At 62.8% G+C, this 22,171-nt stretch carries 19 protein-coding genes and 1 pseudogene; 4 read left to right on the plus strand and 16 right to left on the minus strand.

All coding sequences use genetic code 11. The features are described from left to right. Positions 1 to 86: 86 nt before the first annotated feature. The 6 genes and pseudogenes from E5E97_RS18665 to soxR all read right to left on the minus strand — a co-directional run bounded on the left by E5E97_RS18665 (position 87) and on the right by soxR (position 4,133). Positions 87 to 848 (minus strand): amino acid ABC transporter ATP-binding protein, encoded by a 762-nt coding sequence (locus E5E97_RS18665; RefSeq protein ID WP_171280758.1) that lies wholly within the window; start codon positions 846 to 848, stop codon positions 87 to 89. Further along, the gene (locus tag E5E97_RS18670) at positions 845 to 1,501 is read right to left on the minus strand and encodes an amino acid ABC transporter permease (RefSeq protein WP_017410894.1); all 657 of its coding nucleotides are present in this window, start codon (positions 1,499 to 1,501) and stop codon (positions 845 to 847) included. The genes E5E97_RS18665 and E5E97_RS18670 overlap by 4 nt, the downstream gene beginning before the upstream one ends. A 57-nt stretch (positions 1,502 to 1,558) precedes the next feature. Continuing rightward, positions 1,559 to 2,332 (minus strand): amino acid ABC transporter substrate-binding protein, encoded by a 774-nt coding sequence (locus E5E97_RS18675; protein ID WP_171280759.1) that lies wholly within the window; start codon positions 2,330 to 2,332, stop codon positions 1,559 to 1,561. Between the two features lie 267 nt (positions 2,333 to 2,599). After that, positions 2,600 to 3,010, minus strand: coding sequence for a nuclear transport factor 2 family protein (locus tag E5E97_RS18680; protein WP_017410892.1), 411 nt, complete (start codon positions 3,008 to 3,010; stop codon positions 2,600 to 2,602). A gap of 9 nt (positions 3,011 to 3,019) precedes the next feature. Then, positions 3,020 to 3,598, minus strand: coding sequence for an O-methyltransferase (locus tag E5E97_RS18685; protein WP_171280760.1), 579 nt, complete (start codon positions 3,596 to 3,598; stop codon positions 3,020 to 3,022). Between the two features lie 68 nt (positions 3,599 to 3,666). Further along, positions 3,667 to 4,133: pseudogene (soxR, locus tag E5E97_RS18690) on the minus strand (redox-sensitive transcriptional activator SoxR). Positions 4,134 to 4,199: 66 nt separating this feature from the next. Here soxR and E5E97_RS18695 point away from each other — a divergent pair. Further along, positions 4,200 to 5,195, plus strand: coding sequence for a questin oxidase family protein (locus tag E5E97_RS18695; RefSeq protein ID WP_171280761.1), 996 nt, complete (start codon positions 4,200 to 4,202; stop codon positions 5,193 to 5,195). Between the two features lie 19 nt (positions 5,196 to 5,214). On the opposite strand, the gene E5E97_RS18700 is transcribed toward E5E97_RS18695, so the two are convergent. From E5E97_RS18700 to E5E97_RS18730, 7 genes are all read right to left on the minus strand, one after another. Continuing rightward, complete coding sequence (locus tag E5E97_RS18700; protein ID WP_041217824.1) at positions 5,215 to 5,649, minus strand: hypothetical protein; 435 nt, start codon at positions 5,647 to 5,649, stop codon at positions 5,215 to 5,217. 64 nt (positions 5,650 to 5,713) lie between these two features. Then, positions 5,714 to 6,757 (minus strand): M35 family metallo-endopeptidase, encoded by a 1,044-nt coding sequence (locus tag E5E97_RS18705; protein ID WP_171280762.1) that lies wholly within the window; start codon positions 6,755 to 6,757, stop codon positions 5,714 to 5,716. 270 nt (positions 6,758 to 7,027) lie between these two features. Further along, positions 7,028 to 7,666: a DUF2913 family protein gene (locus tag E5E97_RS18710; RefSeq protein ID WP_171280763.1), complete on the minus strand. Its 639-nt coding sequence runs from the start codon at positions 7,664 to 7,666 to the stop codon at positions 7,028 to 7,030. Between the two features lie 99 nt (positions 7,667 to 7,765). Then, positions 7,766 to 9,061 (minus strand): DEAD/DEAH box helicase, encoded by a 1,296-nt coding sequence (locus tag E5E97_RS18715; protein WP_171280764.1) that lies wholly within the window; start codon positions 9,059 to 9,061, stop codon positions 7,766 to 7,768. Between the two features lie 251 nt (positions 9,062 to 9,312). Then, entirely contained in the window at positions 9,313 to 9,846 is a 534-nt protein-coding gene (speG, locus tag E5E97_RS18720) for a spermidine N1-acetyltransferase (protein WP_016351180.1), read from the minus strand. 99 nt (positions 9,847 to 9,945) lie between these two features. Beyond that, complete coding sequence (locus E5E97_RS18725) at positions 9,946 to 10,596, minus strand: DedA family protein (RefSeq protein WP_011706529.1); 651 nt, start codon at positions 10,594 to 10,596, stop codon at positions 9,946 to 9,948. A 230-nt stretch (positions 10,597 to 10,826) separates the two neighbouring features. Beyond that, positions 10,827 to 12,410 carry a CHASE4 domain-containing protein gene (locus E5E97_RS18730; protein ID WP_171280765.1) on the minus strand — a complete coding sequence of 528 codons (1,584 nt, stop codon included), beginning with the start codon at positions 12,408 to 12,410 and terminating at the stop codon, positions 10,827 to 10,829. 221 nt (positions 12,411 to 12,631) lie between these two features. Between E5E97_RS18730 and E5E97_RS18735 the strand changes: the two genes are divergently transcribed. The 3 genes from E5E97_RS18735 to E5E97_RS18745 all read left to right on the plus strand — a co-directional run bounded on the left by E5E97_RS18735 (position 12,632) and on the right by E5E97_RS18745 (position 15,384). Beyond that, a complete protein-coding gene (locus tag E5E97_RS18735; protein WP_171280766.1) occupies positions 12,632 to 13,588 on the plus strand; it encodes an autotransporter domain-containing protein in 957 nt (318 codons plus the stop codon). Between the two features lie 223 nt (positions 13,589 to 13,811). Then, positions 13,812 to 14,678, plus strand: coding sequence for a nuclease-related domain-containing protein (locus E5E97_RS18740; RefSeq protein WP_171280767.1), 867 nt, complete (start codon positions 13,812 to 13,814; stop codon positions 14,676 to 14,678). 142 nt (positions 14,679 to 14,820) lie between these two features. Further along, positions 14,821 to 15,384, plus strand: coding sequence for a hypothetical protein (locus E5E97_RS18745; protein ID WP_168756321.1), 564 nt, complete (start codon positions 14,821 to 14,823; stop codon positions 15,382 to 15,384). 56 nt (positions 15,385 to 15,440) lie between these two features. On the opposite strand, the gene E5E97_RS18750 is transcribed toward E5E97_RS18745, so the two are convergent. The 3 genes from E5E97_RS18750 to carB all read right to left on the minus strand — a co-directional run bounded on the left by E5E97_RS18750 (position 15,441) and on the right by carB (position 22,165). Next, positions 15,441 to 16,625, minus strand: a complete 1,185-nt coding sequence (locus tag E5E97_RS18750; RefSeq protein ID WP_162852060.1) for a DUF1615 domain-containing protein — start codon at positions 16,623 to 16,625, stop codon at positions 15,441 to 15,443. Positions 16,626 to 16,786: 161 nt separating this feature from the next. Next, a complete protein-coding gene (gene leuA / locus E5E97_RS18755) occupies positions 16,787 to 18,445 on the minus strand; it encodes a 2-isopropylmalate synthase (protein ID WP_171280768.1) in 1,659 nt (552 codons plus the stop codon). A gap of 483 nt (positions 18,446 to 18,928) precedes the next feature. Then, positions 18,929 to 22,165 carry a carbamoyl-phosphate synthase large subunit gene (gene carB / locus E5E97_RS18760; RefSeq protein ID WP_103828716.1) on the minus strand — a complete coding sequence of 1,079 codons (3,237 nt, stop codon included), beginning with the start codon at positions 22,163 to 22,165 and terminating at the stop codon, positions 18,929 to 18,931. Positions 22,166 to 22,171 lie beyond the last annotated feature (6 nt).

Genomic DNA, 22,171 nt, shown 5'->3' on the forward strand with positions numbered 1-22,171 from the left:
TCTGCCGTCGCAACCAAGCCATCATGCAAACAGCCCTGCTCATGCGGGGCTGTTTTTTTATATCGTTCTCGATCAGCCAAAATCGGCTAGATGCTCCAGCTCTCCGGTAGCCGCTCGGTGAGGGTGGAGATGTATTCGAAGGTACGTGCCCGCTTGGGGGTGGTGAACATCTGGCGCGCACTGCCCGCCTCCACCACCTCCCCGGCCTCCAGGAAGATCACCTGCTGGGCGATCTGGGCCGCCAGGCGCAAGTCATGGGTGGCGATCAGCATGGTAGTGCCCTCACTGGCCAGCTGGCGCAGCACGGCCACCACCTCCTGGGCAAGCTCGGGATCCAGCGCCGAGGTGGGCTCGTCGCAGAGCAGCACCTTGGGGGCCGGCGCCAGCGCCCGGGCAATGGCCACCCGCTGCTGCTGACCGCCGGAGAGGGTGGCAGGCACCGCCTCCACCTTGTGCCTGAGCCCCACCTTGTCGAGTAGTTGCAGGGCGCGCGCCGCCGCCCTCTCCCTGGGCCACTTCAACACGGTCACCAACCCCTCCATCACGTTCTCCAGCACCGTCATGTGCGGGAACAGCTGGAAGTTCTGGAACACCATGCCGGTCTGCTGGCGCAGGGCCAGCACGCTTTGCCGTGACAGATGCCGGGTAAAGTCGAGCTCGCTGCCCCCCAGCACCAGCTGGCCCGCATCGGGTCGCTCCAGCAGGTTCACGCAGCGCAGCAAAGTACTCTTGCCGCTGCCGGAGGGGCCGATCAGGGCGGTGACGCTGCCCGCGGCCATCGCCAGCCCTACCCCTTTCAACACTCGCTGCCCCGCAAACTGTTTCTCGATGCCACTCAAGCGGATCATAGGGCGACCTCCCGGGTCTCTTTGTAAGCCAACCGCTGCTCCAGCTTGTCTTGCAGGGTGGAGAGTACCGAGCTGAACAACAGGTAGATGAGGGCCGTCTCGACATAGAGGATGAGCGGCTCATAGGTGACGGAGGCAAGTCGCTGAGCCGCCTGAAACAACTCGGGCACGGTCACCGCCGCCGCCAGCGAAGTGTCCTTGACCAAGGAGATAAAGGTGTTGGAGAGCGGCGGCACCGCGATGCGCGCCGCCTGCGGCAGGATCACCCGCCACATCACCTGGGGCCAGTTCATGCCAATGGAATAGGCCGCCTCCCACTGCCCCTTGGGGATCGCCGCCAGGGTGGCACGGATGATCTCCGAGCTGTAGGCACCGATGTTGAGGGTGAAACCGATGACGGCGGCGGTGAAGGCATCCAGCACGATGCCGGCGCTCGGCAAACCGTAAAAGATCAGAAACAGCTGCACCAGCAGCGGGGTGCCCCGAATAAGCCAGACATAGAAGCGGACCAGCATCACCAGCGGGGCCGGACCATATAATCTGGCCAGCGCCACCGACAAGCCGAGCACAATTCCCAGCACGAAGGTAATCAGGGTGAGTGGCACGGTAAAAATAAGCCCCGCACTGAGCAGGGGCCAAAAAGAGTCGATCATTAACTGCAACCAAGCCGGCACGTTAATATCCTCAGTTGTTATTATGTTGCCGCGATATTATTGCGAGACGTCGGTGCCGAAATATTTCTGCGATATTTTCTGATATGCGCCATCCTGCTTGGCATTGCGCAGCGCCTGATTGATGGCGGCCAGCAACTCGGGTTGTCCCTTGGCGAGCAGGGCTCCCGATTGATCCCCCTTGGCCTCGATGGCCGCCACCTTCAACTTGGCGTCCGGCTTCTGTTTCTTGAAGTCGAGGAAGGAGAGGCTGTCGTTGAGGGTGGCATCCACCCGCCCGGTCAGCACCAGTTCGAGGGACTGGTTGAATCCCTCGGTGGCCACCACCTCGGCGCCCGATGCTTTCGCCAGCTGGGCAAAGTTGCTGGTCAGCGACTGGGAGGATTTCTTGCCCTTCAGATCGGCAAAACTCTTGATGCTGTGGTTGTCGCTGTGCACCACGATCACCGCCTTGGAGGTGATGTAGGGATCTGAAAAGTCATACTTTTTCAGCCGCTCGGGGGTGATGGCCACTTCGTTGAGCACCAGGTCGTAGCGCTTGGCGTCCACCCCGGCGATGAGCCCGTCCCACTTGCCCTCGACGAACTGCGGCTTCACGCCGAGACCGCTTGCGATGAGCTCGCCGATCTCCACGTCAAAGCCCACCAGCTTGCCGCTCTTGTCGTGGTAGGTGAAGGGAGGATAGGCCCCTTCGGTGCCGATCTTGATCACCCCGGCCCGCTGGATCTCGGCCAGGCTTGACTGTGCCTGTACCGATGTCATCAGTGCCAGCGGAAGTGCCGCAATTAAAAACAGGGAGTGCCGTTTTTTCATTATTCACCTCGTTATATTTATGAACATCCAGAACACTTGCCCACCACCACAAAATAAAAACAGCCGGTTATCATGTTTAAATTAATTATCGGCAGAAATAAGTTTCATAATACTTGCTGGCGGTATGGATGAAACATAACGTGGCTCATGGCATGACCCAACCATGAAATACGGGGATATTTAGCGAAATAATGGATAACGAAAAAATAGTGACCGGGCTGGCCGAGAAATGGCCCCGCTGGCGGCGCTCCGCCAGCGGAAACCATGTCAGGCGGGTTGCGACTCCCGCGGGATGGCGGTGACCCAGTGACGACGCCAGTGCGGCGCCTCGTAGAGATCGGGCCAGAATTCGGTCTGATGGCAGATGGTATTGCCACGCACCGTGTGGAAGGTGATGGCGCGCGCCTCGACTTCACCGTCGGTGATCACCACTTCGGTCACCACCTCCCGCCCCTGCTCAAGCAGGCGGACGACATCGAAATTCCAAGGCCCGGCCGCCGGGTAGCGCCGATTGATCTCGACGAAGTTGGCCCGCCCCTCGATCCGCTCCCCCGACTGGGGCCAGTCACAGAGGAAGTCATCGCTCAGCCACCTGGAGGCCTTGACGAAATCGTTGCTCTGCATGGCCTGCCAGTAGGCCTCCACCACTGCTTTTGGTTCCATGGTCTTGTTTTCCATGTCTCTCCCCTACAACCGCACCACCAACCACTCCCCCTTGCCCACCGGCACCAACGAGGTCGCGAAGGCCGGATCCTGCTCCACCTCTGCCATCCACCCGGCCAGCTCCTCCCGATGGGAGATGGCATTGTCCACCACCAGCAGACCGCGGGGGGCCAGCAGGCGCTGGATCTCGGGCCACCAGGCCTGGTAGTGCTGGCGATCGGAGTCGAGGAAGATGAGCGGGTAAGCGGCCGTCGGCAGGGTGGGTAGCAGCGTGCCAGCTTCGCCCGCCAACTGCTCAATCCAGGGGTCGAGCCCGGCCCGCTGAAAGTTGGCGGCCGCCATGGCCCGTTTGCCCTCGTCCAGCTCGATGGTGGTGACCCGGCCCCCCAGCCGTTTTACTGCCTCGGCCAGCCAGAGGGTGGAGTAACCGTTGGAGGTGCCGATCTCCAGCACCGCATCGGCCCCCCTCGCCTGTACCAGCACCGCCAGCAGCTCGCCGGTATCGCGGGTAATGTTGAGCATCTTGCTGCCACGGGACTGTTGCGCGCCGTCATTCTGCTCGCCAAACAGCTCCAACTCCCGTTTCAGTTGTTCCAGTGCCATGTCTCCTCCTTGACGGTGTAAACGAGTCGGCCCGGTGCATGGCATGGTTGGACCGCCCCTCATGTTCATCATTTTGCTGCCGGCCCGCTCGGTGGCGTATCCCCCAGCAGGTAGCGGGGCCCCTCGCCCTGCCCGGCGGCCTGATCATCCGGATTGTAAAGTGCGCAGTGCTCCAGCGAGAGGCAACCACAACCAATGCAGGCGCCAAGCTTCTCCTTGAGCTGCTGCAGCGCCGTGATGCGCCGATCGAGCAGGCTCTGCCACTGGCCGGCAATGCCGTCCCAGTCGCGGCGATCCGGGGTGCGCCCCTCGGGCAGACCGGCCAGAGCCTCCCCTATCTCGCCCAGACTCAACCCCATACCCTGCGCCACCCGGATGAAGGCGATGCGGCGCAGCACATCCTGCGGATAGAGCCGCGGCCCCCCTCGCTGCGCACACTGCCAATCAGCCCCTTCTGCTCGTAGAAGCGCAGGGCGCTGGCCTTGACGCCCGAGCGTTTGGCTATCTGGCCGATGGCCAGCCATTTGCGTTCCATCGCCACGCTTGACCTCAAGTTAGCTTTAACTTGCACAATCCTGTCTCCCCTTATGAAAGGAGTCAAATGATTATGCATGATCTTCATCATCTGCTCGATGCCAATCGAGCCTTTGCTCTCAACGGACGCGGCACCACCAACCACTGCCCGATGGCATTGCACGCCCTGCACGAGATGGGCGCCAATCCCCGCCAGCTGCAGCAGTTCTTCGAACACTGGCAGGCCAACTATGCCCTGCCGGGGGGTGAACAACAGCAGGGGGATGAGGAGGAGCTGCAGTTTGTCCGGCTGCGTCAGCAGTTGGCAACACGGCTGGGCGACGAGGGGTGGCTGCCCACCTTTGCCAGCCTGTTGGAGCAGGGTCTTTCACCGGCCGGCGGCGCCTTCCATCCGCTGATCCGCCTTGCCTGCGCGCTGGAAAATGGCCATCAGGGAGAGCAGGCCGCCGCATTGGCCGCCTGGCAGTGCAGACCCTTGCGGGTGCCGGCCGGGCAGCGGGCGCCGGTGCAGGATATCGACGCTCTGCTGAGCGCGCTGGCCCGGCAGTGGGAAGGCGCATGCTGGCAGGGGGAGTGGATCACCGAGCGACTGCGGCAGGTGACGGATGCGCCGACCTGGGCGAGCGGGTTGCCGAGCGAGGTAGCATCATCGGATCTGCTGGTGCAGCTGGCCGACGCAGCCCTCGCCCTCTACTGGCAGACCGGCAATTTTACCGTACTGCACATGGTGACCGGCAGCCGCGCCGCCGCCATCATCGCCAGCTATCTGCCCGCGCCATGGCAAGCGCGCTGGCAGACCCTGATGTGGCAGGCGGTGGCGGCCGCCTATGTCACGGTCGGCGCGCCGTCACTGCAGACGCCGGTCTGGCCCGATACCGGCAAGCTGTCGTGGCAAAACGTGCTGGCCCGGGCAGTGGCGAGCCTTGACGATCATGTGATCAAGCTGGTGCATTGCTGCTGGCGAGAGGGGCTCGCCAGGCCTTTGCTGGCAGACCGTTATCTGGCGGTGGCCGCCCGCGCGGCGGGGCTGCTGGCGCCTCTCACCGGGCCGGATGCCATCTAGGTAGTACGCAGGGGCAGCCCTAGGAGGCGGGCAGCCGGGTGAAGTGAATGACGGGGCAGCGGGGAGCCACGCCCCGGGTCAGGGTCAGCGGCTGGGCGCGGTAGCTCAGTTGGTAGCGGCCGGGGTGGGAAAGATCGTAGACCAGAGTCAGATCCGCGTCGGCCTGGCTCTGTTGACCGGCCCCCAGCAAGAAGAAATCCTCGGCGCCCGGGTTGCCGCGCTTGGCCAGCGGGCCCTTGTAGGGTATCGGCCGATCATCGAGGGTGAGTTCGATGGCATCGGCAAACCAGCCTTCGAACGGCGTGAACCAGCTCAGCACCTCGAGCGGTCCCTCCCCCCGGTTGGTCAGGGTCATCACCAGCGGCAGCGGCTCGTTGACCCGGCTTTGTGCCTTGACCGACAGGTCGCACTGCAGGGGGGCCAGCGCCAGGGTGGTGAGCAAGAGTGTCATCATGGTCGCTCCTTCCTGTGACAAACAACATGGACAAGAAGGGGCCTTGCGGCCCCCGGTCGGCAAATCAGTTTTCGCTCGGCGTATTCTCGGCGAAGTACTCGTGGTTGTCGGCGTTGTTGAGCGCCTTGACCGGATCCGTCTTCGCCAGGTTGCGGGCATTGGCCTGACCGTAACCCAGATCGTCGGTGCCCGCCACCACGTTGAAGTGGCTCAGCTCGTGGACGATGGTGCCGGCACGGGAGTCGGTCCCGCTGACCGGTGCAGTCCAGAAGCTCTTGCAGAGGTAGACCTTGTAGGGCTGATCCGGATAGACATAGGCAAAGTAGCTCTGCTTGCAACCGCAGTCGAAGGTGAGCGGCTTGTTGTCGATGGCATCCTTGATCTTGCTGAAGTGGGTCTCGGCCTGATCCCAGCGCGATGCATCATAGGCGCCAAACCAGCTGCGATAACGCTGGCCTTCCGGCTTGTCCACCGCCAGGTAGCTGCTGGAGTTGTTGGTGATGCCGCTGGCCGCATCGAGCGCCGCCAGGATGTCGCTCTTCTGGGTGTTGGTGCAGCGGCCGCTGAAGCTGACCGAGGCGGTCACCGCCTGCGGTTCGGCCAGGGGGGCTGCCTTGGCCAGCACCCGCTCATCACTCACCCCGTCCACCCACAGGGTCACCACATTGGATTCGCTCGTCTGGGCCTGCTTGGCCTTGGCGGCTTTCGCCTCTTGCGGTAACGTCGGCAGCAGGTAGCGGATGCTGTACTGGCCCTGGGCGCTCATGTCGTAGAGACCGGAGACCTCGGCCTGCACCGTCAGGCTCTGGCCGGCCTTGAGCAGCTGGAAGTCCTTGTCGGTCGGGGCTGCCCGCTTGATCAGGGCCCCCTCGTAGCTGACCGGCTGGCCGTCCCGCTCCACCAGGAACAGGGGGGCATCTTCGCTGCCCGGCAGTTGCCATTTGAGCAGGCGAACCGGCTTGTCCCCGCTGTTGGTCAGGGTCAGGTTGACGCGCACGTCGTCACTGTTGCCATCCACCAGGGTGAGCTGGGCGTCGAGCCCTGCGGCGCAGAGCGGGGAGGCCAGCACGCCGGCCAGCAACAGGGCAATGGGAGTCGCTTTCATCATGTTTCCTCATTCATTGAGTGTCGCCTTGTCAGGCGGTTTGCTTCCTTCAAGGCCCTCTTTGGGGCCCACTCACCCTAGAGCAGTTTTTTTCCGCGACCATCCCACCATATGGGGGACGCCCCCCAGGATAGGGGGAATGCCCAATGTCCCCGCTTGCTGCGACAAGAGTCGCGGTGTTCTCCCCCCTTTCCCCTGCCTGCCACCCCGCCCCACGCTCATAAAAAACCCCGGCACCGGGCCGGGGTATCAGACAGATGAAGCAGACCCAGCTCAGGGGCCTACCAGCAGCGCCAGCGCTGGCTGCGCGTTGCCCGGCACCAGCCGGTAAGCCTTGTGGTGCTTGACCAGGGTGGTTTTCTTGTTGCCCTGGCTCAGCAGCAGGCGGTGGGCAAAGGCCGCCCGTGCCAGCCGGGCCTCGTCACCGCGCACGTAGAGGGTGAGCGGCTTCACCAGCTCGCCCGCCTCGATGTGGCCCTGATACACGCTGGCGCTGATGATGAGGCTCGGCTGACCGCCCGATTGCAGGCGCAGTTTGGCGCTCACCTCGCTGTCGGTAATCACTAACCAACCCTCGGCCGCGAGCTCGGCCAGCAGGGCGGCCAGCCGGCTGCCGAGCCCGGTCGGCTCGGCCATGGCCCGCTCATACTGACCCATGATCCGCTCAAGCAGCCCCTTGAGATCGGCGCCGGCCCCCAGGGTGCGGCCAAGCTGCACCCAATCCTTCAAATCCTCCATCACCAGCCGGGAGAAGCGCTTCTCCTTGAGGGAGTCGGCCATCCAGGTGCAGAGAAAGTGGCTCTCTTGCGCCGGGGTACGCTTGCCAGCCTTCTGTTCGGCGGTGCGGGCCAGTTCGGCCAGACTCTGGCTGGCCATCTCGAACAGGGCCTGATTGTAGGTAGGAGCGGTCATAAGCAATCCTTGAGTTGACCACCAGGGGTCAACACCGATGACAGAGATGGCAAAGGCGCCAGTGGCGCCTTTGCGGTTCAATAGAGCGGCCTGCGCGCCTTATTTCGGCTGGCGCGGCTTCTTGGCGGCAGCCAGGCGCTTGAGGCGCTGGCCCTGCAGCTTGGCCTCGGCCATGGCCTGGGCGGCGGCGTTGTCTTCCCGCTGCGGGCGCTTGCCGAAGCGGCGACGCTCCTGCAACTGCTTGATCAGCTCGTCGCGGCTGCTCACCTCGTAGCCCGGCACCATGATGCGGCGGATCTTCTGGCCGATCAGCGCTTCGATCTCCAGCAGGGTGCGCTCTTCTTCACGGCTGACGAAGGAGATGGCCATGCCGCTCTTGCCGGCGCGGCCGGTACGGCCGATGCGGTGCACGTAGTCTTCCGCCAGGAACGGCAGATCATAGTTGACCACGTACTCGAGATCCGGGATGTCCAGGCCACGGGCGGCCACTTCGGTGGCCACCAGCACTCGCAGCTTGCCTTCGGTGAACTCGCGCAGGGCGCGGCGACGGCTGCCCTGCGCCTTGTCGCCGTGCACCACGGCCGACTTGATGCCGTCGAGGTTCAGCTCGGCCACCAGCTCGTCGCAGCTCTCGCGGGTACTGGCAAACACCAGCACCTGCGGCCAGTTCTGCTTGCCGATGAGCTCGGAGAGCAGCTCGCGCTTGCGCTTCTGCTCCACCGGATAGACGGTGTGGCTGACGGTATCGGCGGTGGAGTTCTGCTTGTTGACGCTCACTATCTGGGGCTTGTCCAGCATCAGGTTGGCCAGCTTCCTCACCGCCTCGGAGAAGGTGGCGGAGAACAGCAGGTTCTGACGGGTCTTGTTGACCGCTTGCAGGATCTGCTGCACATCGGCACTGAAGCCCATGTCGAGAATGCGGTCCGCTTCATCCAGCACCAGGCACTCGACACCGGAGAGGCTCAGGTTGCAGGCGGTGAGGTGCTCCAGCAACCGGCCCGGGGTCGCCACTATGATGTGAGCGCCCGCTTTCAGTTTTCTGGCTTGCACATCCTGCTTGCCACCGCCGTAGATGGTGAGGGTGGTGATATCCAGATGCTTGGCGAAGTCATTGATGTTGCTCGCCACCTGGGCCGCCAGCTCGCGGGTCGGGGTCAGGATCAGCACCCGGGCGTTGGACGGCTGCACCGGCGCCGGATTGTCCACCAGCCGCTGCAGGATGGGCAGGGCAAAGGCGGCGGTCTTGCCGGTACCGGTCTGGGCGCTGGCCAGCACGTCGCGACCGCGGCGGATGGCCGGGATCGCCTGCTGCTGCACAGGGGTCATCTCCTGATAACCGCACTCTGAGATGGCGCGCAAAATCTCGGGGGCAAAATCGAACGATTCAAATCTCATAATGGGTTCCTGTGTTCCAGCTGGACTGTGGCTGGCTTGGTTAGCTCGGCATGAGCGAAAAGTCGGTGCAGACCACCGACGGCTGTGCCTGACATCAAGTCAGAGAGTGGCCGGAAAATGGCGGGCGCGAAGTGTAACAGATAGATGGCGCAAATTCTGCCTCAAATACGCGCCCTTTTCATGGGGCCAGGGCCGCCTTGCTGGCAAGGGGAACACGCCCCGCCAGCAGCCCTTCACGTCCAGACGGGAGCTCAGCCACCTCGACCATTCTGGGCCAGGAAGTCTCTTTGGAACAGGCACATGCGAATGGCGGTGCGGTATTGGCCATCGATGAAGAACTCCTCTTTGAGCTCCCCTTCCGGCTCGAAACCCAGCTCCTGATAGATGTGGATCGCCCGGGCGTTGTCCCGATCGACGATGAGATAGAGCTTGTGCAGGTTGAGCACGTTGAAGCCGTACTTCATCGCCTTCAAGGTGGCGGTCTTGGCATAGCCCTTCCCCTGATGGGCGGGGGCGATGATGATCTGGAATTCGGCGCGGCGATGGATGCTGCGGATGTCTACCAGCTCCACCAGCCCCACGTTGTCCCCCGCTACCTCGAGGATGAAGCGGCGCTCATGCTGATCGTGGATGTGCTTGTCATAGAGCTGGGCCAGCTCCATGTACGCCTCGTAAGGCTCCTCGAACCAGTAGCGCATGATGCTGGCGTTGTTGTTGAGTTGATGGACGAACTTGAGATCCTCACGCTCGAGGGGGCGAAGGGTCAAGGTGTCGTGGGATGACATAAGGTACCTGCTTGCAGAGTGAATGGGCGCCGGCCAGCCAGGGGCGGCGGCGCCATGAAGAGTGAGAGCAACAGATGGCAGGGCCCCTGCCCCGGCCGGTCAGCGAATGCGGTTGGTCGGGCGCTTGAGCAGCCGGATGGCGATGGCGGCCATGGCGATGACGAACAGACCGAGGGAGGTTACCAGCAGGCACTTGGTCAGCAGCTCGTGATACTGGGCAAACACCGGGGCCGCCATCACGGCCTTGCCCACCAGGCTCAGCACCAGGGCCCAGAGGAAGGCGCTGGCAAAACTGGCGATCATCACCCGCGGCAGGTGCAGCCGCGAGACTCCCATCAGCATGGGGGTCAGCACCCGCACGAAGGGCACGAAACGGGAGGAGAACATGGCCCAGAAGCCGTAGTTGTGCAGCAGGCGGGAGGCCCGCGGCAGGCTGCCATCCGGGATCATCCGCTCCACGTGGCCCATGAAGGCGGTGCCGTGCAGCGCCTGCCCCTGCACATAGGCGATCAGGCTGCCCAGCCCCGCCGCCAGCGGCATGTAGAGCAGCGTCACCTCGGGGCCGAGCACCCCCATCCCCACCAGCCCGCCGGCCAGCAGCACCAGGCTGTCGCCGGGCAGGGGCAGAAACACGAAACTCGATTCGAGAAAAAGGATCACCACCAGGCAGGTGACGAGCAGGCCCACCGCCTGCATCTGGATCAATTGGTCAAAGTCCTGTTGCCATATGGCAAGCAGCATGTCCTGCATCTGGTGACTCCCATCAACTTCGTGAGCATCCATCCTGGGCGGCCTGACGGCCTCCGGTGCGGCAGACCCTCCCTGTCGCCAACCCCTTTTCTCCCTGAGGGTGGCCCGTTATACACCCGGCCAAGTGAACAAGAAATTAATACAGGTCATGGATAGGGGAGATAATCGGCCAGGGCCATCAAAAAAAACGGGCCCGCTCCGGCTGGAGGGGCCCAGACAGCAAAACGGCGTCAACTGCGCTTGAGGCGCTGCAGCTTGGTGAGGGTGAGCAGGGTCTGGGCCGAGAGATCGCACACCGACAGCACGAAGGCCAGTTCGTCGAGATGCCATACCTCGCTCAGTCTGGCCCGCTCGGCGATGATGAAGCCGAGCAGCTCATCTCCCTGCTTGAGGGGAGCCATCAGGATGGTGCCGGAGAGCCCCTCCAGCCCAAGCTGGGCCAGCATGGCGCCAAAGCGCGTCAGATCGTAGGGCTCGCGCAGGATGAGGCAGGGCTCATGCTCGGGTTTGGAGACCTCGTAGCGCCCCTGGATCAAGGCATAGGGCAGGTGAAAGCCCTGCTGGTGATGGAGCTTGGGCAAAAAGAACAGATCCTGGCAGTACATGCTCTGCTTGTCTTCGGCACTGAACCAGACGCTGGCCCGCGCCGCGCCGGTGCCGGAGCAGATCGCCTCGTTGATGTGGCGCGCCGCCTGGCCCGGATCCTCGCCGCTCAGCAGATCGCTCTTGGCCAGATGAATGAGGGCACCGTGCTGCAGTTTCTGGCGGGCTTCGCTGTCGAGCTGGCGCTGACGCAGGCTGTCCAGATGATCGAGCATCCGATTGCAGTCAATCGCCACCTGGGAGATCTCGTCGTTGCCCTCCACCAGCAGCCGGCGCACCGCGCCGTCGTCGCCGATGAGCCGCAGATTGGCGCTCAGCCGCTGCAGACGGGCGGCGATATAGCCGTTGAGGATCAGCAGCACCAGAGCCCCGAACAGCAAGGTTCCCAGGCTCAGCAGCCAGAAGATGTGGCGCTCGATGGCCTTGCCCTCCAGCATCAGATCCCGTGGCAGGGTGAAGCGAAAGATGAGGGGGGAGTCCTCCTGCAGGGTATCTATTTGGGCCAGGGTGAGCAGCCGCTCCTCCTGCGGCAGGATCAGGCTGTCGTTGGCCCTGAGCCGGGCCAGGGTGGTGACCCCCAGGCTGGTGGCCAGCTGCTGCGGGCTCAAAAAGGAGAGCGAGAGATTGGTGCGCTTTTGCAACTGATGGACCAACCGGGTGGTGAAGGCCTTGAGCAGCAGCAGGGTGCCGCGACTCGGCCCCTCCCCCTCGCTGGTCAGGATCTGGGTGGCGGCCAGCAGGTAGTAGCGCTCGCCGTCAAACCAGATGCCGGCATTGGGCTTGAGGCTGCCGTAGCGCACCAGATAATCGGTGAGGGGCGCCAGCTGGGCCGGCGTCTGCGTCACCAGCTGGCCGCCATGATAGGCAAACGCCGCCTGCGGCTGCTTGTCCGCATCATAGAGGGCCACCAGATCCACCCCCAGGGTCTCGAAGGTGCGCACGTTGAGATTCGCCGCCAAATAGGCGGGATCGCGACTCACCATGTAGGCGTAGGTCTCGTCCCATTCGGACCAGTCCTGCCCCAGCATGGTTAGCTGGCCAAGTTCGGCCTGCACCACGGCCCAGACCCGCTCGCGGTTGCGCTCCACGCTCATGCGCTCCAGCTCGCCAAATTTGTTGCCGACCACATAATGAAGGCCGACATAGCCGACCCCCAGCAACAGCAGCAGCGTCAGCACTATGGTCAGCGTAATCTTGCGGCTGATCTTCATCTTTACCCACACTCCCGGACAGGTGACCCATTGAGTTTAATGGATTTTGCCTCTGCGCCTCTCCCTTGCGCGAAAAAGCTCGCCAGGGTGACCAACCTGCGATGCCGGGGAACGAATGGGCACAAATGGCGTCATCCGGCTCACGGCGGGGCTGCCAAGCGAGCAAATAATCGCTACAGTGTAACCGTGCCTCATCGGAAGAGGCTTCACGGGATCCCGGCATGTTCACACCTCTCTCCCTTCCACTGCGCCCCGCCCTGCTGCTTGGCCTGCTGTGCAGCTGCCAGGCCATGGCCGACGACGACTCGCGGGTGCAACAGCGCGCCAACGCCGTGGTCTCCCTGATGACCTTTACCGTGGTGCCCGACATCACCGCCAGCAACATCAACATCGGCAGCGGCACCAATCAATCCTCGGCCCTCAACATGACCCAGATCGGTGGCGGCGCCACCATGAGCGAGAGCGTGCCGATTTATCTGGAAGGAACCCTGGGATTCAGCCGCTACGATCCCCAGTTCGTGGTCAGCAACGGCAGCGAGAGCCGCACCGTTCCCACCAAGTGGAACAGCCTGACGGCCACCGGCGGGATCGGCTGGGACATAGGGCTGCACCGGGACAGCCACGGCGGCAACTGGGTGCTGCGTCCCATCGGCAACGTCACCCTCGGCACGGTGGCGAGCGATCTGCGCATCGGCAACTGGCTGCTGGGCCAGTACACCTGCAAGAACCTCGATTTTCTCGATGGCGGCCGGCTCGACGTTTACGGCCTTGGTGGCGCCATGATGCTCGACTACGAGCTGTTTTCCCCCGGCCAGGACATCGACGCCGAGCTGCGTTACTCCTATCAGCACCTGCAGAGCTTTGGCGGCACCGCCGCCAGCGTGACCGGCCAGGCCAATGCCGAGAACCTCGGCCTCTATCTGCGCCGGCGCGCCCCCATCGGCAATCTGACGCTACTGGGCAAACCCGTGCGCTACGTGATGGAGGGAGCCCGCACCGAGTACCTGGGCGAGCAGCGCGGCCTGCTCGGCTTCAACTCCCTCAACTCCCTCGGCCTCGGGGTGGAGCTCGACAGCAGCAAGTACGATATCTTCGTCACCCGCACCCGGCTGGTAGCCCGCTATATGTTCAGCCACAACACCAGCGGCTACGGCGTCGGGCTGGCGATGAGCTTCTAGGCCAATCCCTGCGGCTGCTTCCCTCTCTGGCGTTGGCACAAAAAAAGTGATGCGCCGCTCAGTTGGTGCAAGCGGTCACACATTCACCTCAGTCAACTCGCTACAGTAGCTCACTTCGGCCCCCCATTTTCCGGATGGCGCCAATCTGTGGTGCCACACCAGGCTCACCCCAATCAGAGTGCCCCGTCGCCAGGGAGAGGTATCGGGAGCGAGGAGAGATGACATGGACGTTACCGCCCTGATGGCCGTTCTGCTGAACCAGCTCTGGTTTCTGCTGCCACTGTTGTTGCTGGCCACCATCGCCAAGAGCCCCTGGTTCAAGGGCATGATCGGGGAGTGGCTGCTCAATCTCAGCATCCGGCTTTTTCTCGATCGGCAGGAATATCATCTGCTGAGCAATGTCACCTTGCCGCTCGAGCAGGGCAGCACCCAGATCGATCAGGTGCTCGTCTCCCGCTTCGGCGTATTCGTGATAGAAACCAAAAACATGAAGGGGTGGATCTTCGGCGATCCCAGACACAAGCGCTGGACCCAGCAGCTGTTTCGACGCCGGCACGGCTTTCAAAACCCGTTGCATCAAAACTATCTGCACCTGATGACCCTCAAATCCCTGCTGGGGCTGGCGGATCACCAGTTGCATTCCATCGTCTATTTTATTGGCGACTGCACCTTCAAGACCCCCATGCCGGAGAACGTCATGCGTCGCGGACTGGTCAGCTATATCAAAAGAAAGACCACTCCCGTCTTGAGCACCGCCGAGGTTAATCGGATTGTCGATACCATTCAGCAAGGCCGCTTGACCGCCAGTTGGCAAACCCACCGGCAGCATGTCACCCAGCTCAAGGCTCGTCATGCCAGCGCATCCGCCAACCATGCTTCCACCCGCGCCCCTGTCAGGCAATCCGTTGCAAACCCACCTTCACAGAGCGTATCGCCACCGGACAATCCACCCCCACTCTGCCCCAGATGTGGCAGCACCATGGTATTGCGCACCGCAACTCGGGGGGAAAACAAGGGCAATCAGTTTTGGGGATGCAGCGGATTCCCAAAATGCAGGGGCGTTACTTTGTTACACAGTCAGTCCCCTTAATCGGAGAACACTATCTCGAATCATTAAACGGACCAGAGTCATTGAAGCTGTGCTGTGCAGGGGATTCATTTTATGTTTACACCCTATCGCCGCTTTAAAACCCCTTGGTCTAGATACATCAGCACATTTATGGAGCAATAACATGCAAGTATCTCTAGATAAACTAATGGCTCGTTTGCACAACCGATACACAACTATTTTTTCTCACTACTACCCTGCACATGGCTCTACCGGCTTCACCGAACGAAATCTCACCAACAACTTTGTTTCTGCGCTTGAAAGCCTCTATCCCGGCTCATGCTTCTCATGGTTTGAGGCTCCAATAAGCCTCACGGAAAAGAAACATATGGACGCCGTAGTTTTCACGGAAACGGAGCTATTTCTTATTGAGGCTAAGCGCTTTACGGCACCTCAATCAAAAACCAATAGCGTCAGGAATGATATTGAACGAATGCAGTCCAATGAAGCACTCCTGTTGCTTGAAAAGGGGCTGATTAACCCAATGCAGCGCCAGCGTTATGCCGTAGTGCTGGCTGATGTCTGGACAGAAACTAAAGGCAAACAGGATATCTTTGATACTTGGCCAGACTGCCTAAATAGCGGTCCATTTCTATATAGTAAAACACTGGAGTTTTCTGATCTTCCTGTCGAAGGAGAGTGGAAAAACAATTACAAGATACTGGTTGCGGTTAAACAGTTAACTTGACGCCATGATATCTACATAAAACAAAGGCGGCCCATTGGCCGCCTTTGTTATTGCAGTTACAGCGACCCCAGCCGCTTCAGGCAGGTTTGCTGGCGCCACTGCACCCGCTTGGCAAACCAGGCGGTAGTGAGGTTGCGGGTGATCTTGGGGCTCTTGAGAGAGATGCCAGGCAGCACGGCGCGGGGCAGCCGGCTGCCCGCCTTGCGATCGGCCAGCACGAAAACTCTGTGGTAGAGATCGCTTTGGGCAAACTCGCTGGTATCGCCGAGCTTCAGGCTCTGGTGGATGGCCTGCTGGCTCATACTGAGCTGGCCGGCGATGGTATGAACCGCGAGCTCAGTCTTGCCCGGCAGCTCGGAGTCGTAGCGAATGAGATCCCCATCCAGCGCCAGCGGCTTGCCGCTCAATCGGCTCACCGCCGCCTGGAAGGCGGCGTTGCGGCTCGCATACCAGCCGGCATTGAAGTCGGCATAGCGATAGAGATGATCCGGATACTGGGCCGGGTAGTTGAGCAGGTGGCGGGTGCCGAACCAGATGCCACCCCGGCGACTGAACACCTCGTGGCGAATGGACTCCTTGATCGGATAGGGATAGCCATCGGTGTTGGCCTCGGCAAAGGCGATGCTCACCTGCATGGGGCCGCCGGTGCGGACCGGGTTCATGTTGCCGAACAGGGTCTTGCCCATGGGCACCTCCCCTATCATGTCCTCGAAGATCTCGCTCATCTCCCGCTCGGTGCGCAACTTGTCGATGCGCTCGGCGTAAGTTTTGCCGGTGGGCGAGTTGATGGAGAGCGCGGTGCGCACCACGAACTCGGGGATCAGCAGCTTGCCGGCGCGGGCGTTGATCTCCTTCCAGGCGATCTTGCCAAGGCCCGGCACCACGGGGTCGGCCTGAAAGGTGGACTCCTGCTCCGCCACCGCCAGCACGGAGCAGACGTTCTCGTCGGTCACCGCCAGATCCTGTTTGGCGAGAGCGGTGACGATATCCTGGGCCCAGCCGTTGCGATCCACGGTGCGGGCCGGCAGCAGCCGCACGATGCGCGACTGCATGCTGGCGGGCGCCCGGGGGACCTGGGCCTTGGGCAGCGGGGCGGGCCTGGCGATGGCCGGCCCGGTGACGGCGGCGCTGCCAGGCTTGCTGGCATCGCCCTGACTGACGGGTTCACTGGCACAGGCGGCCAGCAGCAAGGTGGCCAGCAGCGGGGCCAGATAATGACGACAGACGATGAGATGAGACATGAATGCTTCCCGGTGGATGAGGCGTCCTGGCACCCGCAGAGGGTATCCGGACGCAGACAGGCAGGGCATTGTAGAGGATTGGGACGGGGAGCAGAAGCCATCAATGACAAGGGCCCCCGCCTGTGTGGCGAGGGCCCCCAAGGGTCGATACAGCGCCGGGATCAGGCGCTCTGGCGCAGCGCCTCTATCTGGGCGGCGCCATTGATCACCGCCTGCAGGGAGGCGCTGACCACATCGCGGCCGATGGCCACCCCGCAGGTGCGGGTCCCGTCGACACTCAGCAGCACGTAGGCGGCGGCGCGGGACTCGGTGCCGGCGCTTAAGGCATGCTCGGAGTAATCCAGCACGTCGATGTGCATCCCGGTCTGGCGCTGCCAGCCGTTGACCAGCGCCGTGATGGCTCCTTCCCCTTCACCACTCAGCTGCAGCGAGCCGGTCGGGGTCTGCAGCTCGAGGCGCAGGCTCTCCTGGCTGTCGCGACCGAGCTGGAAGCGACCGATGCGATAGCCGTGGGCAGGTTCGAGATAGTGGCGCTCGAACAGGGCTCGGATCTGCTCCGGGCTTACCTCGCTGCTGCTTGCCTCAGCCTCGGCCTGGACCCGGCGGCTGAAGTCAATTTGCAGCCAGCGCGGCAGTTGCAGGCCAAGGTCGCGCTCCAGCAGGTAGGTGACGCCACCCTTGCCGGACTGGCTGTTGATGCGGATCACTGCCTCGTAGCTGCGACCGAGATCGGCAGGGTCGATGGGCAGATAAGCCACGTCCCAGTAGTGATCCGGCTTCTCCGCCGCCAGCGATTTGCGGATGGCGTCCTGGTGGCTGCCGGAAAACGCCGTGTAGACCAGCTCGCCGGCATAGGGGTGGCGCGGGTGCAGGGCAATCTGGGTGCAGGCTCCCACGGTGGCGACGATGGCATCCATGTCCGCCAGGTTGAGCTCGGGGTCGATCCCCTGGCTGTAGAGGTTCATGGCCATGGTGACGATGTCCATGTTGCCGGTCCGCTCGCCGTTGCCGAGCAGGGTGCCCTCGATGCGATCCGCCCCCGCCAACACCGCCAACTCGGCGGCGGCCACCCCGCAGCCCCGATCGTTGTGGGTATGGATGGAGATACTCACCTCGGGGCGCGCCTTGAGGTGGCGGCAGAACCACTCCACCTGATCGGCAAACACGTTGGGGGTGCTCACCTCCACGGTGGCGGGCAGGTTCAGGATCATCGGGCGGGCCGCCGGGCGCCACTGGTCGATCACCGCGTCACACACCTCGACGGCGAACTCCACCTCGGTGCTGCTGAAACTCTCCGGCGAGTACTGAAAACTCCACTCGGTGCCCGGATTGCGGACCGCGTACTCCCGCACCCAGCGCGCCCCCTGCACGGCGATGGCCTTGACCCCTTCGCGCCCCGAGTTGAACACATAGTTGCGCTGGGTCGGGTTGACCGAGTTGTAGACATGGACGATGGCCCGCTTCGCCCCCTTGAGGGCCTCGAAGGTGCGGGCAATCAGATCTTCGCGCGCCTGCACCAGCACCTGGATGGTGACGTCGTCTGGAATGAGATTGCGGTCGATAAGCTCGCGCACGAAGTCGAAATCGGGCTGGGAGGCTGCCGGAAAGCCCACCTCGATGTGCTTGAAGCCGATGTGCACCATCAGCGCCCACATCTGCAGCTTCTGGGCCACCGTCATCGGCTCGACCAGCGCCTGGTTGCCGTCACGCAGATCCACGGCGCACCAGAGCGGCGCCCGCTCCAGCACCCGGTTGGGCCACTGGCGATCAGCCAGATTGATGACGGGGGCACGGCGGTATTTGCGATGATCGAAGCTCATATTCTGATTCCCTTGGCAGATGTCCTGGTGGTACGGCTGGGCTGATTGACGGGGACAAGGAGGGGAAGCGGGTTGGCGCGGTAACGCTGGCCCTGGCCGGTCGTGCGGCGGTAGCCCCACGTCCGGTTTCCTGTGGCCCCTTCCGGTAAGGGGGCCGGCCGCACAACCCGATAAGGCTGCGGGCCCGATCTGCTCGCCCCTGCGTTGGCAGGCGCAGACGACCTGGGTCGATAAATCCTGTGACGAGAAACCAGTATAGAGAGGCGACGCGGGCGAGAGATTGCAAAGAACGCTGTCAAATACATCTATTGCGCAATCATTGCGACACTTTCTGCTGCACGGTGGCGAATATCACCCAGAGCCTGTTGCTCGGTGACGCCCGTGACCATGACAGCCCAATCTCTTTGCCAATAAAAAACCCCGCCATCGCTGGCGGGGTTTTATCGGGTCACGAAGGAGGCGTCCCTCCTTCATCACGTTGTCTTAGCGGCTTTTCAGCTGGCTTTCGACCTTCTGGTGCAGCTCCTGCACCGAGTTGACGTTGGCGGTGGCATCCACGCTGATGGCCATGCAGGTGGCAAAGGCGGCGTGCAGCGTGGTGGTGTAGGCCACCTTGTGCTGCAGGGCACCGCGACGCAGCTGCTTGGAATCCTGAATGGCCTGACGACCCTCGGCGGTGTTGACGATGTAGGTGTACTCGCCATTCTTGATGCGATCCAGAATGTGCGGACGGCCCTCGTGCACCTTGTTGACCAGGCGCGGGTTGATGCTCGCCTCGCCCAAGGTCACCGCGGTGCCGTGGGTGGCGTCGAGGTCATAGCCCAGCTCCAGCAGCTTGGCGGCCAGGTTCACCACCCGCTCCTTGTCGCTGTGGCGAACGGAGAGCAGGGCACGCCCTTCGCGCGGCACCTGGTGACCGGCACCCAGCTGCGCCTTGGCATAGGCCTCGGCAAAGCTGCTGCCCACCCCCATCACTTCACCAGTGGAGCGCATTTCCGGCCCCAGCAGCGGGTCGACACCCGGGAACTTGGCGAACGGCAGTACCACTTCCTTCACCGAGTAGTAGGGCGGGATGATCTCCTGGGTAAAGCCCTGTTCCTTCAGGCTCTGGCCGGCCATCACGCGGGCAGCGATCTTGGCCAGCGGTGCACCGGTGGCCTTGGAGACGAACGGCACGGTACGGGCGGCACGGGGGTTCACCTCGATGAGGTAGATCTCGTTGTCTTTCACCGCGAACTGCACGTTCATCAGACCGACCACGCCAAGCTCCAGCGCCAGTTTGCGCACCTGCTCGCGCATCTCGTCCTGAATGGCCTTGGACAAGGTGTAGGGCGGCAGGGAGCAGGCGGAGTCACCGGAGTGGATACCGGCCTGTTCGATGTGCTCCATGATGCCGCCGATGACCACATCCACGCCGTCGCAGATGGCGTCCACGTCCACCTCGGTGGCGTCGTCCAGGAAGCGGTCCAGCAGTACTGGCGACTCGTTGGAGACGCTCACCGCCTCGGCGAAGTAGCGACGCAGGTCCTGCTCGTCGTAGACGATCTCCATGGCGCGGCCACCCAGCACGTAGGAGGGACGGACCACCAGCGGGTAGGTGATGCGCTCGGCGGTCAGCACCGCTTGCTCCAGCGCGGTGACGGTGCCGTTTTCCGGCTGCTTGAGGCCGAGGCGCTCGACGGCAGACTGGAAGCGCTCGCGGTCTTCGGCGCGGTCGATGGCGTCCGGGCTGGTGCCGATGACAGGCACGCCGTTCGCTTCCAGGGCGCGGGCCAGCTTGAGCGGAGTCTGGCCGCCGTACTGGACGATGACGCCTTTGGGGTTTTCGACCCGCACGATTTCCAGTACGTCTTCCAGGGTGACCGGCTCGAAGTAGAGGCGATCGGAGGTGTCGTAATCGGTGGAGACGGTCTCCGGGTTGCAGTTGACCATGATGGTCTCGTAACCGTCTTCGCGCAGGGCCAGCGCCGCGTGTACGCAGCAGTAGTCAAACTCGATGCCCTGACCGATACGGTTCGGGCCACCACCGATGACCATGATCTTGTCGCGGTTGGTGGGGTTGGCCTCGCACTCCTCGTCATAGCTCGAATACATGTAGGCGGTGTTGGTGGCGAACTCGGCGGCGCAGGTATCGACCCGCTTGTAGACCGGGAAGATGTTGTGGCGGGCACGCAGCTTGCGCACCTCCCCTTCGGCCACGCCGAGGATCTTGGCCAGACGGGCGTCGGCAAAGCCCTTGCGCTTGAGGGCGCGCAGGAAGTCGGCATCGAGGCCAGCCATGCCGCGCTCTTTCACCTGCTCTTCGAGTTTGACCAGCTCTTCAATCTGCACCAGGAACCAGGGGTCAATCTTGGTCAGCTTGAACACGCCGTCCATGGAGAGACCGGCGCGGAAGGCGTCGGCGATGTAGAAGATACGCTCGGCACCGGCATCCTGCAGCTCGTGGCGGATGCGGGTCAGGGAGTCAGGAGCGTTCAGGTCAACCATGGGGTCGAAGCCGGTCTTGCCGGTCTCGAGGCCGCGCAGCGCCTTGTGCAGGGACTCCTGGAAGTTGCGGCCGATGGCCATCACTTCGCCGACGGACTTCATCTGGGTGGTCAGACGGTCGTTGGCGCCGGCGAACTTCTCGAAGTTGAAGCGCGGCACCTTGGTGACCACGTAGTCGATGGCCGGCTCGAAGGAGGCCGGGGTGCGACCGCCGGTGATGTCGTTCATCAGCTCGTCCAGGGTGTAACCGATGGCGAGCTTGGCGGCAATCTTGGCGATGGGGAAGCCGGTCGCCTTGGAGGCGAGCGCAGAGGAGCGCGACACCCGCGGGTTCATCTCGATGATGACCATGCGGCCATCTTTCGGGTTGATGCCGAACTGGACGTTGGAGCCACCGGTCTCGACGCCGATCTCGCGCAGCACCGCCATGGAGGCGTTGCGCATCAGCTGGTACTCCTTGTCGGTCAGCGTCTGGGCTGGCGCGACCGTGATGGAGTCACCGGTGTGAATGCCCATGGGGTCGAAGTTCTCGATGGCGCAGACGATGATGCAGTTGTCGTTGCGATCCCGTACCACCTCCATCTCGTACTCTTTCCAGCCGATCAGCGACTCGTCGATGAGCAGCTCCTTGGTCGGCGACAAGTCCAGACCGCGCTCGCAGATCTCGACGAACTCTTCCGGGTTGTAGGCGATGCCGCCACCGGAGCCACCCATGGTGAAGGAGGGACGGATGATGCAGGGGAAGCCCACCATCTGTTGCACGCCCCAGGCCTCTTCCATGTTGTGGGCAATGCCGGCGCGCGGGCACTCCAGGCCAATGCTGCGCATCGCCTTGTCAAAGCGGGAGCGGTCTTCTGCCTTGTCGATGGCATCGGCGGTGGCGCCGATCATCTCCACGCCGAACTCGGCCAGCACGCCGTGCTTTTCCAGATCCAGCGCGCAGTTGAGTGCGGTCTGGCCACCCATGGTGGGCAGGATGGCGTCCGGGCGCTCTTTCTTGATGATCTCGCGCACCACTTCCCAGGTGATGGGCTCGATGTAGGTGGCGTCGGCCATCTCCGGGTCGGTCATGATGGTGGCCGGGTTGGAGTTCACCAGAATGACGCGGTAGCCCTCCTCGCGCAGGGCCTTGCAGGCCTGGGCGCCGGAGTAGTCGAATTCGCAGGCCTGGCCGATGACGATGGGGCCGGCGCCGAGGATCAGGATGCTCTGTAGGTCGTTACGTTTTGGCATGGCTTC

The organism is Aeromonas sp. 2692-1 (genome assembly GCF_013085505.1).
GTDB lineage: Bacteria > Pseudomonadota > Gammaproteobacteria > Enterobacterales > Aeromonadaceae > Aeromonas > Aeromonas hydrophila.